Origin of the sequence: Microcoleus sp. FACHB-SPT15 (assembly GCF_014849525.1) — a bacterium.
Taxonomy (GTDB): domain Bacteria; phylum Cyanobacteriota; class Cyanobacteriia; order Cyanobacteriales; family Coleofasciculaceae; genus Symplocastrum; species Symplocastrum torsivum.
Map to the genome: position 1 here is coordinate 121,839 of NZ_JACJNU010000050.1, position 21,094 is coordinate 142,932.

The 21,094-nt window shown below is 45.1% G+C and carries 18 protein-coding genes and 1 pseudogene; 9 read left to right on the plus strand and 10 right to left on the minus strand.

Annotation, left to right across the window (positions count from 1 at the left end; genetic code table 11):
- Positions 1-25: 25 nt before the first annotated feature.
- Both H6F98_RS17600 and H6F98_RS17605 read right to left on the minus strand, forming a co-directional pair.
- Positions 26-655 carry a DUF4352 domain-containing protein gene (locus H6F98_RS17600; protein WP_192219994.1) on the minus strand — a complete coding sequence of 210 codons (630 nt, stop codon included), beginning with the start codon at positions 653-655 and terminating at the stop codon, positions 26-28.
- A 249-nt stretch (positions 656-904) separates the two neighbouring features.
- Positions 905-2,743, minus strand: coding sequence for an ABC transporter ATP-binding protein (locus H6F98_RS17605; protein ID WP_192219995.1), 1,839 nt, complete (start codon positions 2,741-2,743; stop codon positions 905-907).
- 91 nt (positions 2,744-2,834) lie between these two features.
- Between H6F98_RS17605 and H6F98_RS17610 the strand changes: the two genes are divergently transcribed.
- On the plus strand, positions 2,835-3,431 hold the full coding sequence (locus H6F98_RS17610) for a GNAT family N-acetyltransferase (protein ID WP_192219996.1): 597 nt from the start codon (positions 2,835-2,837) through the stop codon (positions 3,429-3,431).
- Between the two features lie 437 nt (positions 3,432-3,868).
- On the opposite strand, the gene H6F98_RS17615 is transcribed toward H6F98_RS17610, so the two are convergent.
- Together H6F98_RS17615 and H6F98_RS17620 are read right to left on the minus strand one after the other, a co-directional pair.
- Positions 3,869-4,936, minus strand: coding sequence for a Fe(3+) ABC transporter substrate-binding protein (locus H6F98_RS17615; RefSeq protein WP_192219997.1), 1,068 nt, complete (start codon positions 4,934-4,936; stop codon positions 3,869-3,871).
- A gap of 306 nt (positions 4,937-5,242) precedes the next feature.
- On the minus strand, positions 5,243-5,911 hold the full coding sequence (locus tag H6F98_RS17620; RefSeq protein ID WP_192219998.1) for a Fe2+-dependent dioxygenase: 669 nt from the start codon (positions 5,909-5,911) through the stop codon (positions 5,243-5,245).
- 204 nt (positions 5,912-6,115) lie between these two features.
- Here H6F98_RS17620 and H6F98_RS17625 point away from each other — a divergent pair, with 204 nt between their 5' ends.
- The 3 genes and pseudogenes from H6F98_RS17625 to H6F98_RS17635 all read left to right on the plus strand — a co-directional run bounded on the left by H6F98_RS17625 (position 6,116) and on the right by H6F98_RS17635 (position 7,988).
- Complete coding sequence (locus H6F98_RS17625) at positions 6,116-6,451, plus strand: hypothetical protein (RefSeq protein ID WP_192219999.1); 336 nt, start codon at positions 6,116-6,118, stop codon at positions 6,449-6,451.
- A 233-nt stretch (positions 6,452-6,684) separates the two neighbouring features.
- A pseudogene (locus tag H6F98_RS17630) lies at positions 6,685-6,831 on the plus strand (DUF167 domain-containing protein); the annotation flags it as partial.
- A gap of 182 nt (positions 6,832-7,013) precedes the next feature.
- Positions 7,014-7,988 carry a 50S ribosomal protein L11 methyltransferase gene (locus H6F98_RS17635; RefSeq protein ID WP_192220001.1) on the plus strand — a complete coding sequence of 325 codons (975 nt, stop codon included), beginning with the start codon at positions 7,014-7,016 and terminating at the stop codon, positions 7,986-7,988.
- 102 nt (positions 7,989-8,090) lie between these two features.
- Here H6F98_RS17635 and H6F98_RS17640 read toward each other — a convergent pair whose 3' ends face one another.
- Together H6F98_RS17640 and H6F98_RS17645 are read right to left on the minus strand one after the other, a co-directional pair.
- Positions 8,091-8,972 carry a M48 family metalloprotease gene (locus tag H6F98_RS17640; protein ID WP_192220002.1) on the minus strand — a complete coding sequence of 294 codons (882 nt, stop codon included), beginning with the start codon at positions 8,970-8,972 and terminating at the stop codon, positions 8,091-8,093.
- A 167-nt stretch (positions 8,973-9,139) separates the two neighbouring features.
- Positions 9,140-9,349: a hypothetical protein gene (locus H6F98_RS17645; protein ID WP_192220003.1), complete on the minus strand. Its 210-nt coding sequence runs from the start codon at positions 9,347-9,349 to the stop codon at positions 9,140-9,142.
- A gap of 75 nt (positions 9,350-9,424) precedes the next feature.
- On the opposite strand from H6F98_RS17645, the gene ubiG reads away from it, so the two are divergent.
- Entirely contained in the window at positions 9,425-10,180 is a 756-nt protein-coding gene (gene ubiG / locus H6F98_RS17650) for a bifunctional 2-polyprenyl-6-hydroxyphenol methylase/3-demethylubiquinol 3-O-methyltransferase UbiG (RefSeq protein WP_192220004.1), read from the plus strand.
- A 61-nt stretch (positions 10,181-10,241) separates the two neighbouring features.
- On the opposite strand, the gene H6F98_RS17655 is transcribed toward ubiG, so the two are convergent.
- Positions 10,242-12,191: a protein kinase domain-containing protein gene (locus H6F98_RS17655; RefSeq protein WP_192220005.1), complete on the minus strand. Its 1,950-nt coding sequence runs from the start codon at positions 12,189-12,191 to the stop codon at positions 10,242-10,244.
- Positions 12,192-12,621: 430 nt separating this feature from the next.
- Here H6F98_RS17655 and H6F98_RS17660 point away from each other — a divergent pair, with 430 nt between their 5' ends.
- The 3 genes from H6F98_RS17660 to ftsH3 all read left to right on the plus strand — a co-directional run bounded on the left by H6F98_RS17660 (position 12,622) and on the right by ftsH3 (position 15,949).
- Entirely contained in the window at positions 12,622-13,002 is a 381-nt protein-coding gene (locus H6F98_RS17660; RefSeq protein ID WP_192220006.1) for a surface-adhesin E family protein, read from the plus strand.
- A 50-nt stretch (positions 13,003-13,052) separates the two neighbouring features.
- Positions 13,053-13,853 carry an aminotransferase class IV gene (locus H6F98_RS17665; protein ID WP_192220007.1) on the plus strand — a complete coding sequence of 267 codons (801 nt, stop codon included), beginning with the start codon at positions 13,053-13,055 and terminating at the stop codon, positions 13,851-13,853.
- A gap of 257 nt (positions 13,854-14,110) precedes the next feature.
- Positions 14,111-15,949, plus strand: coding sequence for an ATP-dependent zinc metalloprotease FtsH3 (gene ftsH3 / locus H6F98_RS17670; RefSeq protein ID WP_192220008.1), 1,839 nt, complete (start codon positions 14,111-14,113; stop codon positions 15,947-15,949).
- A gap of 341 nt (positions 15,950-16,290) precedes the next feature.
- Here the strand turns inward: ftsH3 and H6F98_RS17675 are convergent, their stop codons facing one another.
- Positions 16,291-17,337, minus strand: a complete 1,047-nt coding sequence (locus H6F98_RS17675) for an AI-2E family transporter (protein WP_396812347.1) — start codon at positions 17,335-17,337, stop codon at positions 16,291-16,293.
- Between the two features lie 22 nt (positions 17,338-17,359).
- Positions 17,360-19,426 (minus strand): cation:proton antiporter, encoded by a 2,067-nt coding sequence (locus tag H6F98_RS17680; protein ID WP_192220010.1) that lies wholly within the window; start codon positions 19,424-19,426, stop codon positions 17,360-17,362.
- A gap of 387 nt (positions 19,427-19,813) precedes the next feature.
- Here H6F98_RS17680 and uvsE point away from each other — a divergent pair, with 387 nt between their 5' ends.
- Complete coding sequence (uvsE, locus tag H6F98_RS17685) at positions 19,814-20,731, plus strand: UV DNA damage repair endonuclease UvsE (protein WP_192220011.1); 918 nt, start codon at positions 19,814-19,816, stop codon at positions 20,729-20,731.
- A 47-nt stretch (positions 20,732-20,778) separates the two neighbouring features.
- On the opposite strand, the gene H6F98_RS17690 is transcribed toward uvsE, so the two are convergent.
- Positions 20,779-21,024: a hypothetical protein gene (locus tag H6F98_RS17690; protein ID WP_192220012.1), complete on the minus strand. Its 246-nt coding sequence runs from the start codon at positions 21,022-21,024 to the stop codon at positions 20,779-20,781.
- Between the last annotated feature and the right edge of the window lie 70 nt (positions 21,025-21,094).

Sequence of the window (21,094 nt, forward strand, 5' to 3'; positions counted from 1 at the left end):
TCCTTTTTTCTCCCCAGATATAGTCTTAGTCTAATTTAACTACGATTGGTTCGCAATTGAGAGTTTCTGATGACTTCTGTTTAGAAGCAGAGGCTTCGCAATTAATACTATTAGGCTTAAAAAGAAGCTTCAGTTCTTTCGTTCCTTCTGGCACTTCAAATGCCACCTCACCCTGCTGTTCATCATCTGGGCTGAGTTGACCTGTAGGGCTTTGTACATCATCTAAAGCTCCAGCGAGGAGAGCTACCTCATACTGATTATTTTTACTATCTATCAGCCCAAAAGATACAACGGAAATAGTTTGAGAAGTCTGTCCTTTGTTGGTAATTGTGGTAGATACTACTATCCACTTTTGTCCTTGATTCGGTTTGATTACTCCTTTGCCTTGATGTTCACGTATGCCGTTAACTTTAAATTCCAAATCGAGATTTTTATCTTTAATTGAAATGGGGATATCTATGTCATGTATCGTTTTTGGCAAGGATAGCGGTGAAGGCTTCAGCGCTGTTTCTTCAGAATGCTGACTACTTGAGTGCTCAGTACTTGTCGATTCAGTTGTATTGTGAGGGCGTTCTGTGGAAGAACACGCAGCTATCAGGGCAAGTAGAGTAATTGTTGCTATCCAGCCCATGAGGGCTTTTAAGAATTGATTCATACGTTCTGCGATCGCTCAATTGCACTTCTTCATACAGTTGACGTTCACTCGGCTGCCTAAGCTCCAGGGATATAAGACAATTGATGTAGAAACCTACCTCTACATGGATGCAAGCATTTTGAATGGCTCGTAGCAGTTCTCAGTTAAATGACGTACAGCGAAAAGCCGTGAAACCACGTTGGAGTCAGGAAAACAAAAAAGCTGATAGCTGATAGCTGACAGCTTTCTGCTATGGAACGTCTCCACGGCTCAAGCCCCTAACATCTGCAATTTATACAAACTTGCATATAGCCCATTCTCTTCCAACAGTTCCTCGTGGCTACCCGATTCGATCAACTCTCCTCGCTTCAGTACGAGAATCCGGTCTACGTTGCGAATCGTTGAGAGTCGATGGGCAATAATAATGGCTGTACGTTTTTCTAGTAATCGGTCTAAGGCTTCTTGAATCAACGCTTCTGTACCGACATCCAAACTTGCTGTTGCCTCGTCCAACACTAGGATACTGGGGTCACGAATTGCTGCACGGGCAAAGGCTAATAGTTGCTTTTGACCACCAGAGAGATTAGTCCCTCGCTCCCGTAGTTGAGTATCGTAGCCTTGGGGTAGTTGTTCGATAAAACTAGCAACGTTTGTAACTTTTGCGGCGGTTTCGATTTCTTCAAATGGGTAGGTTTCTCCCAATGTAATGTTGCCCTTAACATCTCCAGCAAAGAGAAACCCCTCCTGAAGGATAACGCCCATATAGCGCCGCAAGTCTGCTTGGCGTAAATCACGAATGTCGATGCCATCAATGAGTATTCGTCCTTTTGTTGGCTCATAGAGGCGGCACAAAAGACGGATAATTGAACTTTTCCCCGCACCTGTGGGGCCGACTAATGCCACTTTTTCACCAGGACGGATAGTAAAGTCTAGGTTTTTTAGAACATATTCATCGGGTTTGTAGCCAAACCAAACCTGTTCAAAACGAATTTCTCCAGTCTGGGAGTTACCGTTTTGAGAGGCAAGAGTTAGATGCTGCTGGACACCATGTTCTGGATCGCGGATTTCAATCGGTTCATCCATAATGTCGCTGATGCGCTCAACTGCGGTGAACCCAGCTTGGATCATGGTGAATTTTTCTGCAAAGCGGCGCAAGGGGTCAAACAGACGCTGTGCATACAGGATAAAGGCTGACAACGCTCCAAAGCTAAGGGTATTTCCCAGGACAAACGAACCACCTAGCCAGAGTACAGCAGCGATCGCAACTAAGCTAATCCATTCTAGTGTCGCGGAAACAGCGGAATCGTGAAAGATGGTTTTGTCTACTTGAGTGACGTAGCGCTGGTTAACCGTGCGAAACATCTCGGCATTGAATTGCTCACGACGGAACAGTTGCACGACGTTCATGCCAGCGATGTTTTCTTGCAACATTGAGTTCAGCGCTGATAGTTCTTCCCTTGCTTTGTAGTTCGCTTTGCGATACTGCTGCTGGAAGTAAATGATTAAACCCATAACAGGTACTAGCATTAGCACCAGCATTAATGCCAGTTGCCATTGCACAAAAAACATGGTGACTGCAATCACCACCATTGAGAGGATGTCACCAATAATCCCAATTGCACCTGTAGAAAAGACATCTCCTAGGGCTTCGACATCGCTGGTGAGTCGAGTAATCAACCGCCCAACGGGGGTTCGGTCAAAAAATCGTGCGGCAAGCGAGGTTACATGATCAAAAAGGTCATCGCGAATCCCTGCTGTCATTTGTTGTCCTACCCTGACTACCAGATATCCCTGAACAGCAACAAAGACTAGCCGAACAATGATAGTCAGTAGCAACAACCCAATAAGTATATTTATCCCCTCAGTTAAGGTGCTGTCTTTTAGAAAAAACCAGATTTGCTGTTCATCACGAAGTAAGGAGACAGCTTGTCCAATGATTAAGGGTTGAACGGCACTTGCTATAGACAACGGCAGCAATAAAGTGATGGAAATCAGTAACAAGCGGCTATTGCGACGGGCATAAGGTACTAACCGCAGGAAAAGCCGCCAGTCATTTTCTCGTACTCGTTGGCTTCGATTCGCCGAGCTAGGTGTTAAAAAACTTGACATTTACTATCTGATTTCTAATTTCTGTAAACAAAAACGGCAAAACGAAACACAAGCTTTCATAATGTAACTTAAAAGGTCTTATGTCATCATCATGCGTGAGATAGAAACAGAGAGACTGCTACTCAGGCAGTTCACAATGGATGATTTAGATGATTTATATTTTATTTATAGTCATCCTGATTTAAGTAAGTATCTGTCCAATGAACAACCGCTTCGCTTAGACCAAACTAGGGCAGCGATTAATTCGATAATAGAAAGCTGGCAACAGCATAAGTTTGGTGTCTGGGCAGTCGTTTATAAAAAACATAGAAAGTTAATTGGTCATTGCGGACTTAAGTTTCTCGAAAACACACCAGAAGTCCAAATTGGTTATTTGCTATTAAAAGACTACTGGAGAAGGGGTTTTGGTACAGAAGCCGCCGCTGCTGTGCTGAAGTATGGGTTTGATGTCGTAAAACTTGAAAGAATTGTTGCGATCGCAAAACCAGAAAACATCGCCTCGCGTCGTGTAATGGAAAAAGTAGGCATGAAATATGAAAAAGATGCCTACTTTTATGAAAACGATGTTGTGTATTATTCCCTTTCACGGCAAGGTTACCAATTAGAAGCTCTGCAACTAAGGGACTTAGGACAGTATGAAGAGCTTACTCTGCCTATTCCCCAACCTCTAGCCCCAGTCCTTGGGTGAATTTAGTTGATCGCTATACTCGATAAACTTGTTGCGGGTAAGGGTATTTAAATACAGCTTGAAGTGTTAGTTAATGTAGTAAAACTAAGCAGAGTTTTTGGGGTTTTTAATCTGAAAGCTCAGATTCATACTGTCCAAAAAGTAGGAACAAAGAGACTACTTTGACAACACCGATGTTGTTTATTGTACGCGATCACGTGCGGCTTTCTAAGCTTTGGATAAGCCAGTTGAATTCATACATAGCAACTTAAATCAGTTGTTGGTTATTTGTTATTTGTATTCTTCAAGAAACAAATAACCAACAACGAAGCGGCGGACGGTTATCCCTCCCCTCACTAGAAGGAAGGGCTTTCCGTCGCTTTCTGTAGCCCTGTCAAAGCGTATTTAGAGACCGAATTTTCGACCCTGTAATCAGTTGCCAAGCAAGATTGATTGACCTACTTCCAGCCCGCGCCATCGACGATTTTAATAACTTCTGGATTATTGCGCCCATAGGCAGCGACATTCACGGAATCAACTTTAAACTTACCCAGTTGAGCAACTATAGGTTCCACTTCTACGCCTTCGACGACAGGGTACTCGTTATTCCCTTCTGCAAAAATCTTTTGAGCTTCTGGGCTAACCAAATATTCCAGAAAAGCAACCGCGTTTTCTGAGTGTGGTGCCGTGGCGACAACACCAGCACCACTGATGTTAACGTGAGTACCGCGTCCCTCCTGGTTAGGGAAGAAAACACCTGTCTTAGCAATGGCTGCTTGATCTTGTGCATCGTCTGACTTAGCAATGCGTGCCCAGTAGTAGTGGTTAACGATTGCCACATCACACACTCCCTTCGCTACCCCTGCAATCTGCTCGATATCCCCTCCTTCAGGTTCCCGTGCCAAATTGCTCACCAGACCTTTAGCCCAGTTTTCGGTTTTCTCTACTCCCTCCGATTCCACCATTGAACCTAAAAGAGACTGGTTGTAGACGTTATTGGAACTGCGGACACAGACGCGCCCTTTCCACTGGGGTTCTGCTAGAGCTTCATAGGTAGACAACTCTGACGGCTTGACGGCATCCTTGTTATAAACAATCACCCTCGCCCGCTTGGTCAAGCCAAACCACAGTCCGTCTGGATGGCGCAGATTTTGTGGAACGGCTGCTTTTAATACCGAGGAAGAAACGGGCTGAAATAATCCTTCTTCCTCTGCCCGCCAGAGACGACCTGCATCAACGGTGATAAACACATCGGCTGGGCTGTTCTTCCCTTCAGTTTTAATCCGCTCGATGAGTTGGTCAGCGTCACCCTCGATCAACTTAACTTCGATACCAGTTTTTGATGTAAATTTGTCGTACAGTTCCTCATCAGTATCGTAGTGACGAGACGAGTAGACGCTGACAACTTTATCATCGTTAGCTGTTCCGACACCTGCTTGCTTGTTTGATTGAGGAGAACATCCAGCAGCTACTAATACAGACAGTCCTGTCAGGGTCGATACTAAAGTACGTCGCGTCAGTTTCATGATTTAATTTACTCTCATCGTGATGCTGTTGATATGAATCTTCAAGTTGGATAATGCTTCAACTTAATGCAAGTCTTTCTTAATTGTTCGCATAACTTTTTGAAAGTATCTGAACTTTGTCAGCTTTGTCAAGAGCGTCTTTCACTACCTATGTCAAGGTTAAGGCGCGTAGGTGGTAGGTTTTAGGGGAAAATCTAGATCAAGACTTGAACAGATTGGACTTCGGGGAAATTCTAACTCCAAGACTCGCCGTTCACCCTACTACCTAACACGCCATAGCTGCTGCATTGAAAGGGGTAGCGTCTATCACTCGGCCCACTTCCGCAGCAAATTCGCATGGCTTTTCGAGATTAAGTCAAACTCGATTGTTTTGCCCTGTTTGGTAAAAATTGCTCTACGAGTCGTGTCTAAATCAAACAAAATCTCTCGTTCGCTTGGCTCACGTACTAAGCTCTGAACCCAACCTACAGCAACTAACCTAACGCCTTCCGTCACAGGCTCCACCCGATGCAGGGTAGAGGATGGGTAAACAATCACTGAACCAGCTTCGAGCTTGTATGCCTGTTCAGCGTCAGTGCTTTCTATCACTAACTCACCCCCCTCATAGGTAGAGGGCGGACTCAGAAATAGGGTGAGGGAAACATCTGAGCGCAGAAAATCTTGATTGCCCATTAATGCGTTATCAATGTGTCGGCCGTAGGACATACCTGCTTCGTAGCGGCTAAATAGCATTGAGTGAATGACTCGCGGTAGAACTGCCATCTGGAATACAGCATGGCGTTTTAGGGCAGCCTTGACTAAATCCTTTAAATCTTTGGCATAGGTAGCCTCGCTCTTGAGTTGAAAATTGTGTTTAACAACTTTCGCGTGCCAGCCTGCGGTAGTTTTGCCATCTACGAAGTCAGTCTCATTGAGACTGGACGTAATAACCTGCAATTCCTCTGGGGTAAGGACGTTGGGGATGGAAAGAATCATCGTGGGAACCCCTATTAACAAACAACCTTTAGGTTGAGTTCAGACAGTAAAGCCTATGGATAAGCTTGGCTGAGGCAAGTAGTTTTACCTCTTTCTCGCAGAATGGCTCAACTTGTTACTTTAACTTTATAGTTGATAAAAGCTAGCAACAGTCAATGTAGCTAGTGCTTCTTTAGTGTGTTGACGATATATAAGGATACAAGAATGCGATCAAAATCTATTGCTTTGTTGCTATCGCTTGGCTTAGTTGCTGGCGTTGGTGCGTGTAATGCCGGTGAAGGTGGCGAACAAACCGAAGAATCTCAAACTCCGGGGGCTGGAGAGGTTGAAGGTAGTGAAGGCGGCGAAGCGGGTCAAGAAGAAACTGAACAGACTCCAGGCGGCGAAGCGGGTCAAGAAGAAACTGAACAGACTCCAGGCGGCGAAGCGGGTCAAGAAGAAACTGAACAGACTCCAGGCGGCGAAGCGGGTCAAGAAGGGTCTGGAGTTATTGAAGGCGGCGAAGGTGGCGAAGGTGGTGAAGGTGGTGAAGGCAGCTAAACGTAAGACTACGTCCAGAGCTTGCTGAAAAACGCTAACTCGAAGACAGTCAAAAAACTGACAGCGAAGCCGAACTGGGTATCAGCTCGTTGTCAGTAAAACGACTAATGGCTTTATTTTTGAGTGACAGTGCTTGTCCAAGTTAAGCAATTTTAGCTGAAATTACCTTGTCGTCAACTTAGCCAACCGCTTCAAAACCTTGGTTCTATAGTTAATCCTACTTGCCCAAAGAACTGAAGTCACCGCCTGTGGATGGTAAGGCAAATAAGGAGTTGATTGAGCTATTAGCCAAGAAGTTTGATGTATCGAAGTCTCAAATCCGAATAAAGTTAGGTTTATCGTCAAGAATTAAGCTGGTTGAAATCGATACTGATTCCTAGCTGAAGCTTGAGGAGCAACCGCTTTATGTGTGAGTGTTTGTACTCGCGTATAAGTTGGTTAGGCGCTCAAAACCACCATCTCACGGGAGAATGAAGAGAGCGATCGCATTAAGCGCATAGTCATGTGTGAGCTAATCAGTATTCGTTCTGCAACTGTGCAGCTACACCAGAGGGATAAAACTATGCCGTGGATGGAATTGAGCCTTGATACAACGCACGAAGCGGTTGATTGGGTTCGTACACTACTTGCTGAGACTCATGAGCTTGGTGATGTTCACATTACAGAATACGCCCAACCGAATCTACCTCAGCGACGTGATCAGGATGTAGCACAAGCCCAGTGGACGTTCACGATTCGCCTATATCTACACCACGATGCTTATTCAGAAGCACAAGTAGAAAAAATCGTTAATCTCCTCTCACCGTTGCACCGCACAGGACTAGCAACCACACCACAGGTGACTGTGGTTGAGGAGAAACCCATACAGGTAGAGGTACCTGACTCCCTGGTTCATCGGATTGGGCAACGATTTGTTGTACTCACTCCCGATGCACCTTATCAATCAGAGGCAGCAGACGAAGTAACCTTAAGATTGAAAACAAGCCTTTCCTTCGGAAGCGGACTACATCCAGCAACTATAGTCAGTCTCAAACTGCTTGAACGGTACATCCTCCCCTCTATGAATGTCCTCGACCTGGGGTCAGGTTCGGGTATTCTCAGTGTTGCGATGGCGAAGCTTGGGGCAAATGTTTTAGCGTTAGACAACGATAGCATCGCAGTGCAGGCAACCCAGGATGCTGTACGTCGTAATGGAGTAGAACAGCAGGTAACAGTGAGGGAAGGGAGCCTGGGACAGGGAAGCAACTTAGGGCATTGGATGGGTGGGGATACCCTCGACAACATACCAACAATTGAGGCTACAGCAAGCTTTGACCTCATCGTCACAAATATCCTTGCACGGGTGCATATTGCCCTTGCCGATGACTTTCAACGGGCACTTCGTCGGACTGATGCCAATGGGGGACTACTCATTACATCTGGCTTTACCGCTGATTATGAGGACGAAGTGACTATGGCATTAACTGAGGCAGGACTCGAAGCCGTCGATTGTGAGCGATTAAATGAGTGGGTAGCCCTTGCCCATCGCCTTGTATAAGCGATTCCACTTCAATTGCATTGATTTAAAGACACAAAAAACCCAGCTTTACTACTGGGTATTAAAGAAGTAGAGATTATTGTTGGCTGAGAGTGTTGACGATTATGCCGCAACTGGGGTCGCTTGCTTTTGCTTAGCTAATTCCAGCAGGCGACGAATGCGTTCTTCCGTAGGTGGATGAGTCCGGAATAGAGATTGCAACCCTTTTGTAGAGAGAGGATTGACGATGAGTAACGGTGACATTGCTGGATTACCGTTCATTGGAATTTGATGCCCCATCGCTTCTAGCTTCTCTAGCGCACTGGCAAGTGCTTCTGGATTCCCAGTGATTTCCGCTGAACCTAAGTCAGCAGAATATTCGCGGGTGCGGGAGATGCCAAACTGAATTAGTGCAGCGGTTAAGGGAGCGAGAACAATCAAAAATAGCAAGCCGAAGGGGTTGCTAGCTTGACGGTTGTCGCGTGTCACTGGACCATAAAGTGCCCCAAACGTCAGAATTCGTCCCAGGAAGGTGATTGCTCCGGCAATAGTACCGACAACCGCTTGAGTGAGGGTATCACGGTTACGAACGTGGGTGAGTTCATGAGCCAAAACGCCTTCAAGTTCTTCGCGTAAGAGCAAATCAACAATGCCTTGCGTCACAGCTACAGCGGCGTGTTCTGGGTCTCGACCTGTGGCAAAAGCGTTGGGGGATTTTGTCGGAACGAAAAATAACTTAGGCATTGGGATGCCAGCTTTCGCACTCAATGAGGCAACCATGTCATAGAGTTCTGGTGCCTGCTGACGCTCAATCGGTTGAGCGTTGTAGGCGGCTAATGCGGCTTTATCAGAGTAGTACCAAGAACTAAAGCTACTGGCTGCTGCAAAGGCAAGTCCCAGGTAGAGTCCCTGCTCATTTCCGACTAAATAGTAACCCCCTAAAACGAGAAGACCACTAAGTAGCCCTAACAAGGCTGCTGTTTTAATTTCATTGATTCCAAACATAAATAGATGGAAAATGGTTGTTATAGATTTTTTTGCGATCGCTCCTTAACTAACGTCTCAGATTTCATGAGGAGCGTGTCTCTATCTATTGAAATAAATCAGGCTATTCCCTTGGGGTATAAATCTAGAGAAGGTATCTAATTTTTTACAGCTAATCATCAAGCAGATTAGGACTCACCTCTCGATGACTTCAATCCAGCTTTGTTATTATCTCCTTCTACATCAGCCGTAAAAAATGCTTGCACCAGTGACCACAAGAACCAGCAAATTCCAAACCCCAAAACGATAAGCATCAAAGGTGCTAACCCAGCAAAGGGAAAAACTACCGTCAGCAGCAACAGAGCAATTAACACTAGTCTTACTAAAGGATTATTCATCTTTACTTTCCTCATCAACTCTCTGTAGTATTTCAGTTTGACTTGAGGAAAGGCATCTAACGAGAGAAGTAAACTATGAAAAAGAATGATTTAGAGTTTTATGACGTAAGTGCAGAAAACTGGTGGAACACCGATGCAAAAATCTATGCACTCTATCATCTCAATCAACCTCGTTTTGCGTTCTTTGACCGTTACGTCAGTGATTGGAAAGGACTGACGGCTCTAGACGTAGGTTGTGGAGGTGGATTTTCCTGCGAATTTATGGCTCAAAGAGGTGTAGCGGTATCTGGTATCGATCAATCGCCAAAGTGTATTGCTAAAGCCAAAGAACACGCCAAAAGTCAAAATCTAGGAATTGACTATCAGCAGGGTTTTTCTGAAAATATTCCTTATGGTGATAATACGTTTAATATTGTCACTTGTGTTGATGTTTTGGAACACGTTGCTGATCTTGATAAAACAGTATCAGAGATTCATCGAGTATTAAAACCGAGGGGTTTGTTTTTATTTGACACCATCAATAGAACCTTAAAATCTAAGATAATCATGATTTGGTTATTAGAAAATTTACTCTCAGAAATCCCTAAAGGAATTCACGATTGGAATAAGTTTATCAAGCCCAAAGAGCTAATAAAGTCCTTAAAGTATAAAGGTTTTGAAAATATAGAAATAAAAGGATTTGATTTATTTGGTAACAATTTACCTCAAAATGACTTAGCCTATTTATATTACAAGAAAACAGGAGGTTTTCAAGCAAGGATTAGTGATAATCCTTCAGTGATGTACATTGGTAAAGCTGAAAAAGGAACTCTTTACTCTTCACAAGAGTAGTTTTTTTAGAAGTGGATTTTAAAGAATACAAATAACAAATAACCAACAACCAACAACTTCTCTATCGCCCTAATTCTTTTCGAGCTTTCTCGCGTAATTTGCGGGCTTTAGGATGGTCAGGCTCGATTTGGAGGGCTTTGTCTAAAGCCGCGATCGCACGATCAAACCGTCCGAGGTTCCAGAGGGCTTCACCCTTAGTACTCCAGGCTTCTGCTGAATTTCGCCTCAGTGCGATCGCTTTATCCAAGGCGCGGATTGCTTCCTCAGAACGACCGAACCCTTGAAGCGCAATCCCATAATCAACCCACGCTTCGGTAAAGTTTGGCTTGATTTTAGTGGCTCGTTCGTAGAGTTGTAGCGCGTCTAGGGGAAGCTTCTGCTGATCGAGGGCGCTCCCTTTGCTCCACAACGCTTCTGCATAGTTGGGTTTGAGATCGAGGGCATCGTTACAAGCAACAATTGCCTCATTAGGCTTCTTGAGATTGTTCAAGCTGTAGCAACGTCCCCAGTAAGCTTCTGCCATATTGGGCTTGAGGGCAATTACCTGATCGTAGAGTTCCAGGGCTTGTTGGGACTCTCCAGCTTGTCGCAAACGCTCAGCTTCCTTCAGGAGTTCTGCTGGTTGCGGCTTCTCCAGAGAGGGAGGGGGGGTTGGACTTTGGACAGCTGAACTGGCAGGGCTTGGATTAGGGCTGGTGGTTGGTGTGCGGCGGTCAACGATTTGATTGGTAGACAGAGAAGATAGCATGGTCTTCCCCATCAAAACGCTTGCCCCCACAGCCGCTAAAGCTACAACGATGGCAACAATTGACCCAGGTTTGCGCCACCATCTCGGTTTTTCCTCTGGTTCTGATTTGGCGGTCGCAGAGTTTGAGTCTGAAGAGTATATCTGCTGGTCTTCTAAAGGTGCTGTTGTATCTAGATTACCGTTGGTAGTCGAGGACATTTCTGGGGCTTGGGTTGGCAGCCAAATGTTTGTAGGTGTTAGCTCTACTTCAGACTCTGTTGGATATTTGTCTACCTCAGAATCTGTCTGTTTCTTGGTACCGGATAGCGACAGTTCTAGGTAGGTAGGTGCTTCTGTGATGTCAGGTATAGGCTGAGGTGGTGGTATTAAGTCCAAAATAGCTGATGGTAAGCTTCGCAGTGCTTCCAGAGCTTCTACGGCTGTTGGGTAGCGATCGCGAAAGTCATAGCGCACCATGCAGTCAAGAATCTCAGCTAGTTCTGGGCTAATCTGTACTGTGTGATGCTCACCTTCTGAATCACCACTGACCTCTCGCCAATTCAGTTCACCTGTCACAGGGTCTTCACCCAGACGCTTGGGGTGGAGTCCGGTTAACGCTTGGATGCCAAGCCGACCAACAGCGTAGACATCACTACTAAAGCGAGGATTCCCAGCCACTTGTTCGTTGGGCATATAGCCCTTCGTCCCAATGGAAATCGTTAAATTTGTCTGCCCATCGTCAGGCTCAACAATCTGCGTGCTGACTTGCTTCACCGCCCCAAAGTCAATCAGCACAATTCTGCCATCCCGTTTGCGGCGGATTAAGTTGGGTGGCTTGAGGTCACGGTGGATAACCTGCTGCTGATGGACAAATGCCAGCACTTGCAGAATATCTTGCAATAGAGCAACCACTTGTGTCTCTGACCACGGTTGACCTGGTACTAATTCTTCAGTAAGCGGTTCTCCTTCAACAAATTCCTGAGCAAGATAAAACTCTTGATTGTCCTCAAAGTGGGCTAAAAGCCGAGGAATCTGGTCATGGCTACCCAATTTGTAGAGGGCTTGAGCTTCTGTATCAAACAGGCGTCTTGCCATTAGCAGAGCCTTGGGGTCTTTCGTCTGGGGTTTAAGTTGTTTAACCACGCATCGGGGGTGACTCGGTAAGTGTAAGTCCTCGGCTAGAAAGGTTTGACCAAACCCACCCGCTGCCAGTTCGCTGATGATTTTGTAGCGTCCACCTAAAGGAGATGGCTCAGGGTTCGTTGGTTGAAGGTCTTGGCTCATCGTTGAACTGGCCTACTGGAAGTGAGTCAAAATCAAACAAGTATTGCGCTTGGAGATTCTTGCCAGAGGATTTAAGCTGCTCTCACATTTAACCCCTATTTAAGTAAATCGTTCTTTGTTAACCGTAGGCTGTTAACTGATAACGGTCAACACAACGGTAGTAAACAAAAAGCGACTAAATTCAATGTGTAAGTTAAATGCACATCAGCTTCTTCTGAATGGTTTGTCTTCAACCCAGAACGGAAACGATGCTTCACTCCGAATGTGATCGACTCCGTTGAACTCTGGGCTGTTCCTGTGAACAGCACTCACACTCTGTAATGCTCAGGTTAACGCAGTCAAGGAATATTCAGCATAGTTAGTATTGTGGCAGTCAAACACCCTGCTCACAGTCTTCCCCTAGACCGAGCATTCGATTTTTGTTCTAGTTATGCTCAAATCCCTGCTTTTTGCCTTGGTTATCAGTATACTCACTAGCCTACCTGCCCTCGCTGAAAACTGGGTTTTTGTGACTCGTAGCCGAAGTGATGTTGACTACTACATTGACACAGAATCTATACAAGCTAGCAATAGCACTTACCTATTCTGGCAGATGTCTGTTCGCTCTGAACCCGATGCAACAGGGATAGTCGCACAAAAGTCTTATATTTCAATGAGCTGTCCTCTACGGGGTTTTCGGGTAAAAGCGATCGCTCGTTTCAATGCCCAAGGAGAATTAGTCAATCGTGAGGAATTTGGGGAAAATGAACCTTTGCAATTTTTTACCTCAGATAGTATTGGAGAGGCATTATGGAAATCAGTGTGTAAGTAGCACCTTTTTTTAAGTAATACCCTTAGAACATTTAAATCTTTAAACTAGAGTTGTTTTGGTACAACGGTCAGTTAAAACAAACAGATTCTCTGGAACTGGCGATTGATGATCCAGGGTTGCTTTATGGTGCAACTGTTTTCACGACCCTGCGGGTTTATCATCAATCCTTAGACAGTCCACTGACGAACTGGAAGAGTCATTGCGATCGCTTAATCTCTAGTTTGCAAACTTTGGGGTGGCAGTTACCTAACTTGCCTCAAATGCGGCAAGGGGCGGATGTATTAAGTGCTTCCTATCCTATTCTCAGAATCACGATTTTTCCCAATGGGCGAGAGTGGATAACAGGGCGTTGTCTCCCCTCTGATTTAGAAAATCGCCAGCAAATGGGCATTACAGCATGGCTAGCGGATGCCCCTGAATATCGTCGTATCCTTCCAATGCATAAGACGGGTAACTATCTCCCTAGTTGGCTTGCTCAACAAGCTTCACAGAAACAAGGAGCAATGGAGGCGATTTTGCTTGATGCCAAAGGGAATTGGTTAGAAACGAGTACAGGTAACCTTTGGGGTTGGAAAGATAACTGTTGGTGGACACCCCCCCTTGAGGCAGGGATTTTACCGGGAGTTGTGCGATCGCAACTGATTTCTTGGCTCAAGAAACAGAATCACCCAGTTCGAGAGGTAGTTTGGGACACGAAGTTGGTGCTGAGTTTTGAAGCGATCGCCTACACCAACAGTGTGGTTGAAGTCATTCCCATTCATACTGTCCTCAAAGCGCTTGGAGAACTAAAGTATGACCCGTTACATCCTAGTCTCATGCAACTACGCAGTTGGTGGCAGATCTTGAGTTGATGCACAGGGCGCGGAAATCATTCCCCTATCTCCCCCTCATCCGGCAAAGTGGTCAGAAACTTTTGCCTCGATGCACTACTGAGTACAAAACTTCCACACTAGCAGCCCTACATACTACCATGGATGAGTACAAGTAGTTGATGAAAGGCTTTTCTAGAGCCAATTGCATCAATTTTTCCTGAGAGACGTTAACATTAGTTAATACAAGACAAAGTTATTCAATGTCCCGCTCCTCAGTATTTGGAGGTAATAAGTAAGTGAATAAGAAGTGGAGAAACGCAGGGCTGTATGCACTACTAGCGATAGTAGTCATCGCTTTGGCAACAGCATTTTTAGACAAACCATCCCAAAGCCGGGACACATGGAAGTACAGCAAGCTAATTAATGAAGTTGAATCTGGCAAGATTGAGACGGTCAAACTCAGTGCTGACCGCACCCGTGCCCTTGTTACCGCTCAAGACGGTCAACAAGTCTTGGTTAACTTGCCTAATGACCCTCAGTTGATTAGCATCCTCGCTAACAATGGTGTGGATATTTCGGTTCTACCTCAGAGTGATGAAAGCTTCTGGTTTAGAGCATTAAGCAGCCTGTTTTTCCCCGTATTATTGCTAGTCGGATTGTTTTTCTTGCTGCGACGTGCCCAAAGTGGTCCTGGCTCTCAGGCAATGAACTTTGGTAAGTCCAAAGCCAGAGTACAAATGGACCCACAGACCAATGTGACGTTTGGCGATGTCGCTGGCATTGAGCAAGCCAAGCTAGAACTCAATGAAGTTGTTGACTTCCTCAAAAATGCTGACCGCTTCACTGCAATTGGGGCGAAGATTCCCAAGGGTGTCCTCCTTGTTGGTCCTCCGGGAACGGGTAAAACCTTACTAGCACGAGCCGTTGCGGGTGAAGCGGGTGTACCCTTCTTCTCCATCTCTGGTTCGGAATTTGTTGAGATGTTCGTGGGTGTCGGTGCTTCCCGTGTCCGCGACTTGTTTGAGCAAGCCAAGACTAATGCTCCCTGTATCGTCTTTATTGATGAAATTGATGCCGTGGGGCGTCAACGGGGTGCAGGTTTAGGTGGCGGTAACGATGAGCGGGAGCAAACCCTCAACCAGTTACTGACTGAGATGGACGGCTTCGAGGGCAATACTGGCATCATCATTATTGCTGCGACAAACCGCCCAGACGTTCTGGATGCCGCACTATTGCGTCCGGGTCGTTTTGACCGACAAGTGGTTGTGGATCGTCCTGACTACGCTGGACGCTTGGAGATTCTTAACGTTCATGCGCGTGGCAAAACCTTGGCGAAGGATGTGGATCTTGAGAAGATTGCCCGTCGTACCCCTGGTTTCACAGGTGCCGATTTGTCTAACCTTCTCAATGAAGCCGCAATCTTAGCTGCCCGTCGCAACTTCACCGAAATCTCGATGGATGAAGTGAATGATGCGATTGATCGCGTCTTGGCAGGACCTGAGAAGAAAGACCGGGTGATGAGCGAGAAGCGCAAAACCTTGGTTGCCTATCACGAAGCAGGTCACGCCCTAGTTGGTGCTTTGATGCCGGATTATGACCCCGTGCAGAAGATTAGCATTATCCCCCGTGGTCGTGCTGGTGGTTTGACATGGTTCACACCGAGCGAAGACCGGATGGACTCTGGTCTATACACTCGCTCTTATCTGCAAAACCAGATGGCTGTCGCTTTAGGCGGTCGTATTGCTGAAGAAATCATCTTCGGTGAAGAAGAGGTAACGACTGGAGCATCCAATGACTTGCAACAGGTTGCTCGTGTTGCACGGCAGATGGTGACTCGCTTTGGAATGAGCGATCGCCTTGGCCCGGTCGCCTTAGGTCGCCAGCAAAGCAATATGTTCTTAGGGCGTGATATTGCCTCAGACCGCGATTTCTCTGATACCACGGCAGCAACAATTGATGAAGAAGTTCGGAGTCTCGTTGATCAAGCGTATCAACGCGCTAAAGAAGTGTTGCAGAACAACAAGCATATCCTTGACAAACTAGCAGTGATGCTAATTGAAAAGGAAACCGTAGATGCTGAGGAACTGCAAGAAGTCTTAGCGAATAACGATGTCAAAATGGCTGCGATCGCGTAGCGTCATCACGTAAAGAGTAGGTAAGGCAACAGTTGAGAAATTACCATTCTCTTTACCTGACACTCTAACAACCACTTCGTTATCAGACCAATCTTAGGGCAGCACGCTAATGTGCTGCCCTTTTTGATTGAGATAAGCAGCAGTGAATTCCTTCGCTGCCTTCGGCTTACCTGTTAATAGCGCTGCCGTGATTATCAAAGCCATGATTATCTCCGATACTCCAAAGGCAAGAACGCCTAAATTGAGAATAAATCCAACCCTCTCCCAGGAGTATCAGCTCTCATATTAGCGATCGCATCGGCAATAATTTCTGTAGCATCTTTGTCCACTACATCTTGGGTTTACTCTCGCTCTCCTTTCATCTCATCAATTTCAAATAAACTAATAATTACTCCTGCAATAGGAATAGAAAGGAAGATTCCTAGCAGTCCTGCTATCCTAGCACCAGCCAGTAAAGCGAAAAACATAACAACTGGATTGATATTAATGGAGCCTTGCATAATTCGAGGCATTAATAAATTCTCCTCAACCTGCTGGAGTAAGATGCAACTGACCAGGATTTTCAGACTTAACCATATTCCTTGAGGTAACAAAATTAACGCCACAAGGCTAATTCCCAACGTAGCTCCGATGCCGGGAATGAGATCAAAAACCCCCACGATTGCAGCTAAAACCAAAGCATACGGTACTTGTAAAATTAAAAATACAATAAAGGCAGAAACCCCGAAGAATACCGACAAGATTAATCGCCCCCAGAAAAATCCTAAAAAGCTCTGCTGAATGGTCGCTGTTAGTTTTTCCCGAAACGGTTTAGGAAAAAGTTTAAGAAAAAACTTCCAAAGCCGTTCTCCATCTAGCAGCATAAAAAATGCAACAACAGCTATTAAAATTAAATCTATCAAGTTTGACAACCATGTTTGTATTGTTCCTAAACCAGCTCCAATCCCTGATAAAGCTTGATTCCGGAGTTGCTCTTCAATTGCTCCCAAATCGACTTGAAGATTCCATTTACTCAGAACCGCTTCTAGTTGTTCTACGAGAGGAAGAACAGAGTTTACCAACACGGTTGACTGACTAATTAGCTGTTGTCCTTGAGACACAATTGCTAAACCAAGTGTAATACCAAGACCTCCAATAATGACGAGACTTAGTAAAAAAACTAATCCCACCGCTACACCGTGAGGCAAAAAACGATGGAGCCATTGTACGGGATAGTTAAGCAAAAAGGCTAAAATAGCTGCGAAGGAAAAAATGACAATTACCGTTTCAAAGTAAGCTAAAACTTGCACGATCGCCCAACCAAGAGCCAGCAATAGCAAGTAACGAATCAACCTTGAGTTACTCAGACGATCGAATAAATTTCTAGTAGGTAGCTCACTCATCTTCATACTTAGAACATAGCTAAGCTCATTAGATAACCATATTGCGTGGGAAATGGACAACAAGTCTAGAAATCTTGGTGTGACTACGAGCAATCGCTTCCGGTGCAATTCCCCAACTGGATAAACCTAATCTATCAGAATAGCTTCCAGCTTTTAATATCAACAGATCATTGGTTTTTAGCATTCTTGAGACTTTACTTACAGCGTTTTCCTTCACTCGCTGAATGGCCACATCTGAGTTCAATCCCAAAGCTTCTAGATTGAAGGACTCACGTTGCGAAGCTGCCCCTATCTGCAATAGTTGTAGGGAGGCTTTAAGTTCCACGGATAGGCTTTGTGCCAGCGCCATTGTTTGCTTAAAAGTAGAGGAGGATATTTCTCTTTCAGAAAAAACTAAAACGATTCGATTTATATTCTCAATAGGTTGTAGAAAGCGAGCTACCAACACAGGTACACTTGAACGAGAAACTACCTTATCAATGACACCTCCAAAGAAATTATCACGAGTAGTAGAGTATCCCTTCCAACCACAAACGATTAAATTAGCATTACGCTCTTGGGCAGTTCGCAAAATTCCCTTATCAACTGAATCATCAACTCGACCAATGGGTTCAACGGCTGTGACAGCCGAGTGAGCAATAGTTTCTGCCGCCATTAGAAGCTGACTGGATCTTGCTTTTGCCTCTGCTGAAATTGGTCCTTGGCTGTCCGTTAAGATATGAAGCGGTAGTAACGTTCCCCCAGTGGATTTTGCCAAAATCAAGGCTAGTTGTAGCAAATTATCTTCAGTGCTGGGGTTAGCGACAGGGACTAAGATTCGATCTCCTAATTGTTGTTTAGCACGACTAGCAGGAGTTGCTACTTCTAACTTCATTTTTGCACCCCAACGGTCTGTAATCGCAGGGGAAGCAATACAAGTAACTAAAATCATGGCAATAATTCCATTGACTGTAGCTTGATCGACCAGTTTAATGTTGTAAGCCACTGTAATGGCTGCCAACGTAGATGCCGCCTGAGCCACTGACAGCCCAAACATCACCATAATGTCAGGGAACTGAAAACGAAACAGCTTCCCTGGTGCCCAAGCTGCCAGAAATTTACTGAGAGCTTCTGCAAAAATCATTACCCCTGCTACTAACAAAGATTGAGGTTGCTTGATTAGAATTGCCGGATTAATCAACATCCCTACCGAAATCAGAAAAAATGGCACAAAGAGAGTATTGCCAATAAACTGAATTCGATTCATTAAAGGACTGAGTTGGGGGATAAGTTGAGTAATTGCAATTCCCGCTAAAAATGCCCCAATAATTGGCTCAATCTCAATTAATTCGGCAGCATAAGACACAACAAATAAGGTTGCCACCACAAAGGTAAATTCGGCTCCTTCATCATGACCAAAGCGACGGAAGAACCAACGCCCGATTTTGGGAACTCCCCATAAGGTGGCAAAGGTATAGAGACTGAGTGAGGGAATTAGGAACAACCAAAAGCTTAGAGTGAGGCTTCCTTGTTGAGCTTTAACAACAATGGCGAGAACGAGCAAGGCTAATACATTGGTAATTAAAGTCGCTCCCAATGTTGCCGTCACTGCTGGCGATCGCATAATTCCCAGTTTAGTCACAATTGGCAGTGCCAGAAGTGTATGGGAGGCAAAACAAGAAGCAACCAGTATTGCGGCTAAAAAGCCGTATCCCAACAACAACATGGCAACTGTACCCAGCACCATTGGTACGGCAAAGGTCGTTAGTCCAAAAATAACGGCTTTATCGGCGTTGTATTTGAGGTCATCTAGGCTCGTTTCCAACCCAGCCATAAACATCAGAAACAGCAATCCCACTGTTCCTAGCAGATTGATGGTGCTATCTTGCTGTAAAAGACCAAGTCCATGCGGACCCACAACCACTCCTGCCAGGATTAAGCCGACAATGCCAGGAAGATTGAACCGCTCAAATAACAGCGGCGCAATTAGCATAATCGCCATAATCGTCAGAAAGACTGGAACTGGATCGGTGATCGGGCTAGATCGCACAGAGGAAGTAAAAAAGTCAGTGAGAGTTCGCCATGAGTTTTCCAAGTTAACCCCGATATTTTCCATAATGTTTTTAATAATTATTTCCTCAAAGGTCTGTTACGGCATTAGGGAACTTCTCCTCACAGATCTAATGGCATAAGTTTTAGCCAAACCAGATATTAATAATTCAGAGACCTTAATGGATTGAGAGTGAAACTTAGAACTCAGCCAAGAGAATCGGCGGCATAGCTAATTTCCGCTCGACACGCTATGAAGCCAATTAAACCTAATACTGGAAATTTTAGCAACCCCACGTTAACTTCTCATTCAAGTAGAAACCCCAACAGGAGTACTATGGGTTAAATATTAAAATCCATTTTTTATTGAGAGTCATTCTTGAGATGGGTGACTTAACCCGAAAGTATAATTATCAATGAAATAGTAGTCATCATAGGAGTGATAATTAGTCTGATGAGCGTGACACCGGAACTAGGATTAGTCTGTATCACAGCATCCAAAGAGGTGCGTTACCGAACAGTCACGCGCAAGCGCTTGCTTTCGTTTCCGGAGTCTGAACAAGAAGAACTGCTCCGGAATTTATATAAGGACAACCTACAACGCTTAAACTTAGCAATCGATTTTTGCCTGAATCATGAGTTAAAACTCTATCGAATTAGCTCGAATCTTTTTCCCTTTGCCGATACAGAGTTGGGTGAAAAGGTACTAGATGAATTGAGTGAAGAACTCCGGAAAATAGGCAATCGGGCGATCTCATCTGGCATTCGTGTGGTTGTGCATCCTGACCAATTTGTTGTTTTGAGTTCGGATAATCCGAAAGTCATTGCAAACAGCATCAAAATTCTTCAGATGCACGCGATGATTATGGACAAGTTAGGATTACCGCGATCGCCTTGGGCGATGATTGAGATTCATGGAGGAAAAAGCGATCGCTCTGAGCGACTAGTTGAGGTTATCCGCAATTTGCCGGAAGGGATTCGCTCTCGATTGGCGCTGGAAAATGATGAATACGCTTACAGTGCCGAGGAAATTTTAGAGGTTTGCGGTAAAGCGGGTATTCCGATGGTATTTGATGCCCATCACCACGTTATTCACGAAAAGTTAGACAGCTACGAACACCCCAGTGTTGCTCAGATGCAAGCCGCCGCAGGTACTACTTGGCCTAAGCAAGAATGGCAGTTGGTGCATATCTCCAATGGGCGTGAAGCGTTTGGTGACCGAAATCATAGTGACTTAATTACTGTGATGCCAAGTTCTTACAGCAATGCTCCTTGGATTGAGATTGAAGCGAAGTTGAAAGAAGAGGCGATCGCAAAATTACGAGAAGAGTGGTTACCTACCCTGGAACCAGCACTAATATCTGCAAAGTGAATCGAAATCCAATAGAGACGTTCCGCCGGAACGTCTCTACTAAAGTCCTACTTTTTCTCTTCCTCCTGATCATCTGATTGAAATAGGTCAGTTGCCTTGCTGCCTAGCAGTCCAAAAATGGCACCGATGCCCATATTCCAGGTAGTATTGCAATTCTCAAAGACACGAATCTGTTGGGGAGATAGGTTGTCTTTGGCAGCAAGCCAGAAGGAGGCTCCACCAGAGAGAAGGGTGAAGCAGACAACGGTGAAGAAGACTTGCTGGAAGGCAGGAGTGAAGTTGAAGTTTTTCATGGGATTTGTGTTCTGGATTAGTTCTTGATGTTGACTCTTCCAGCATCTTTGAAAGTCCTTCAAGCATGGT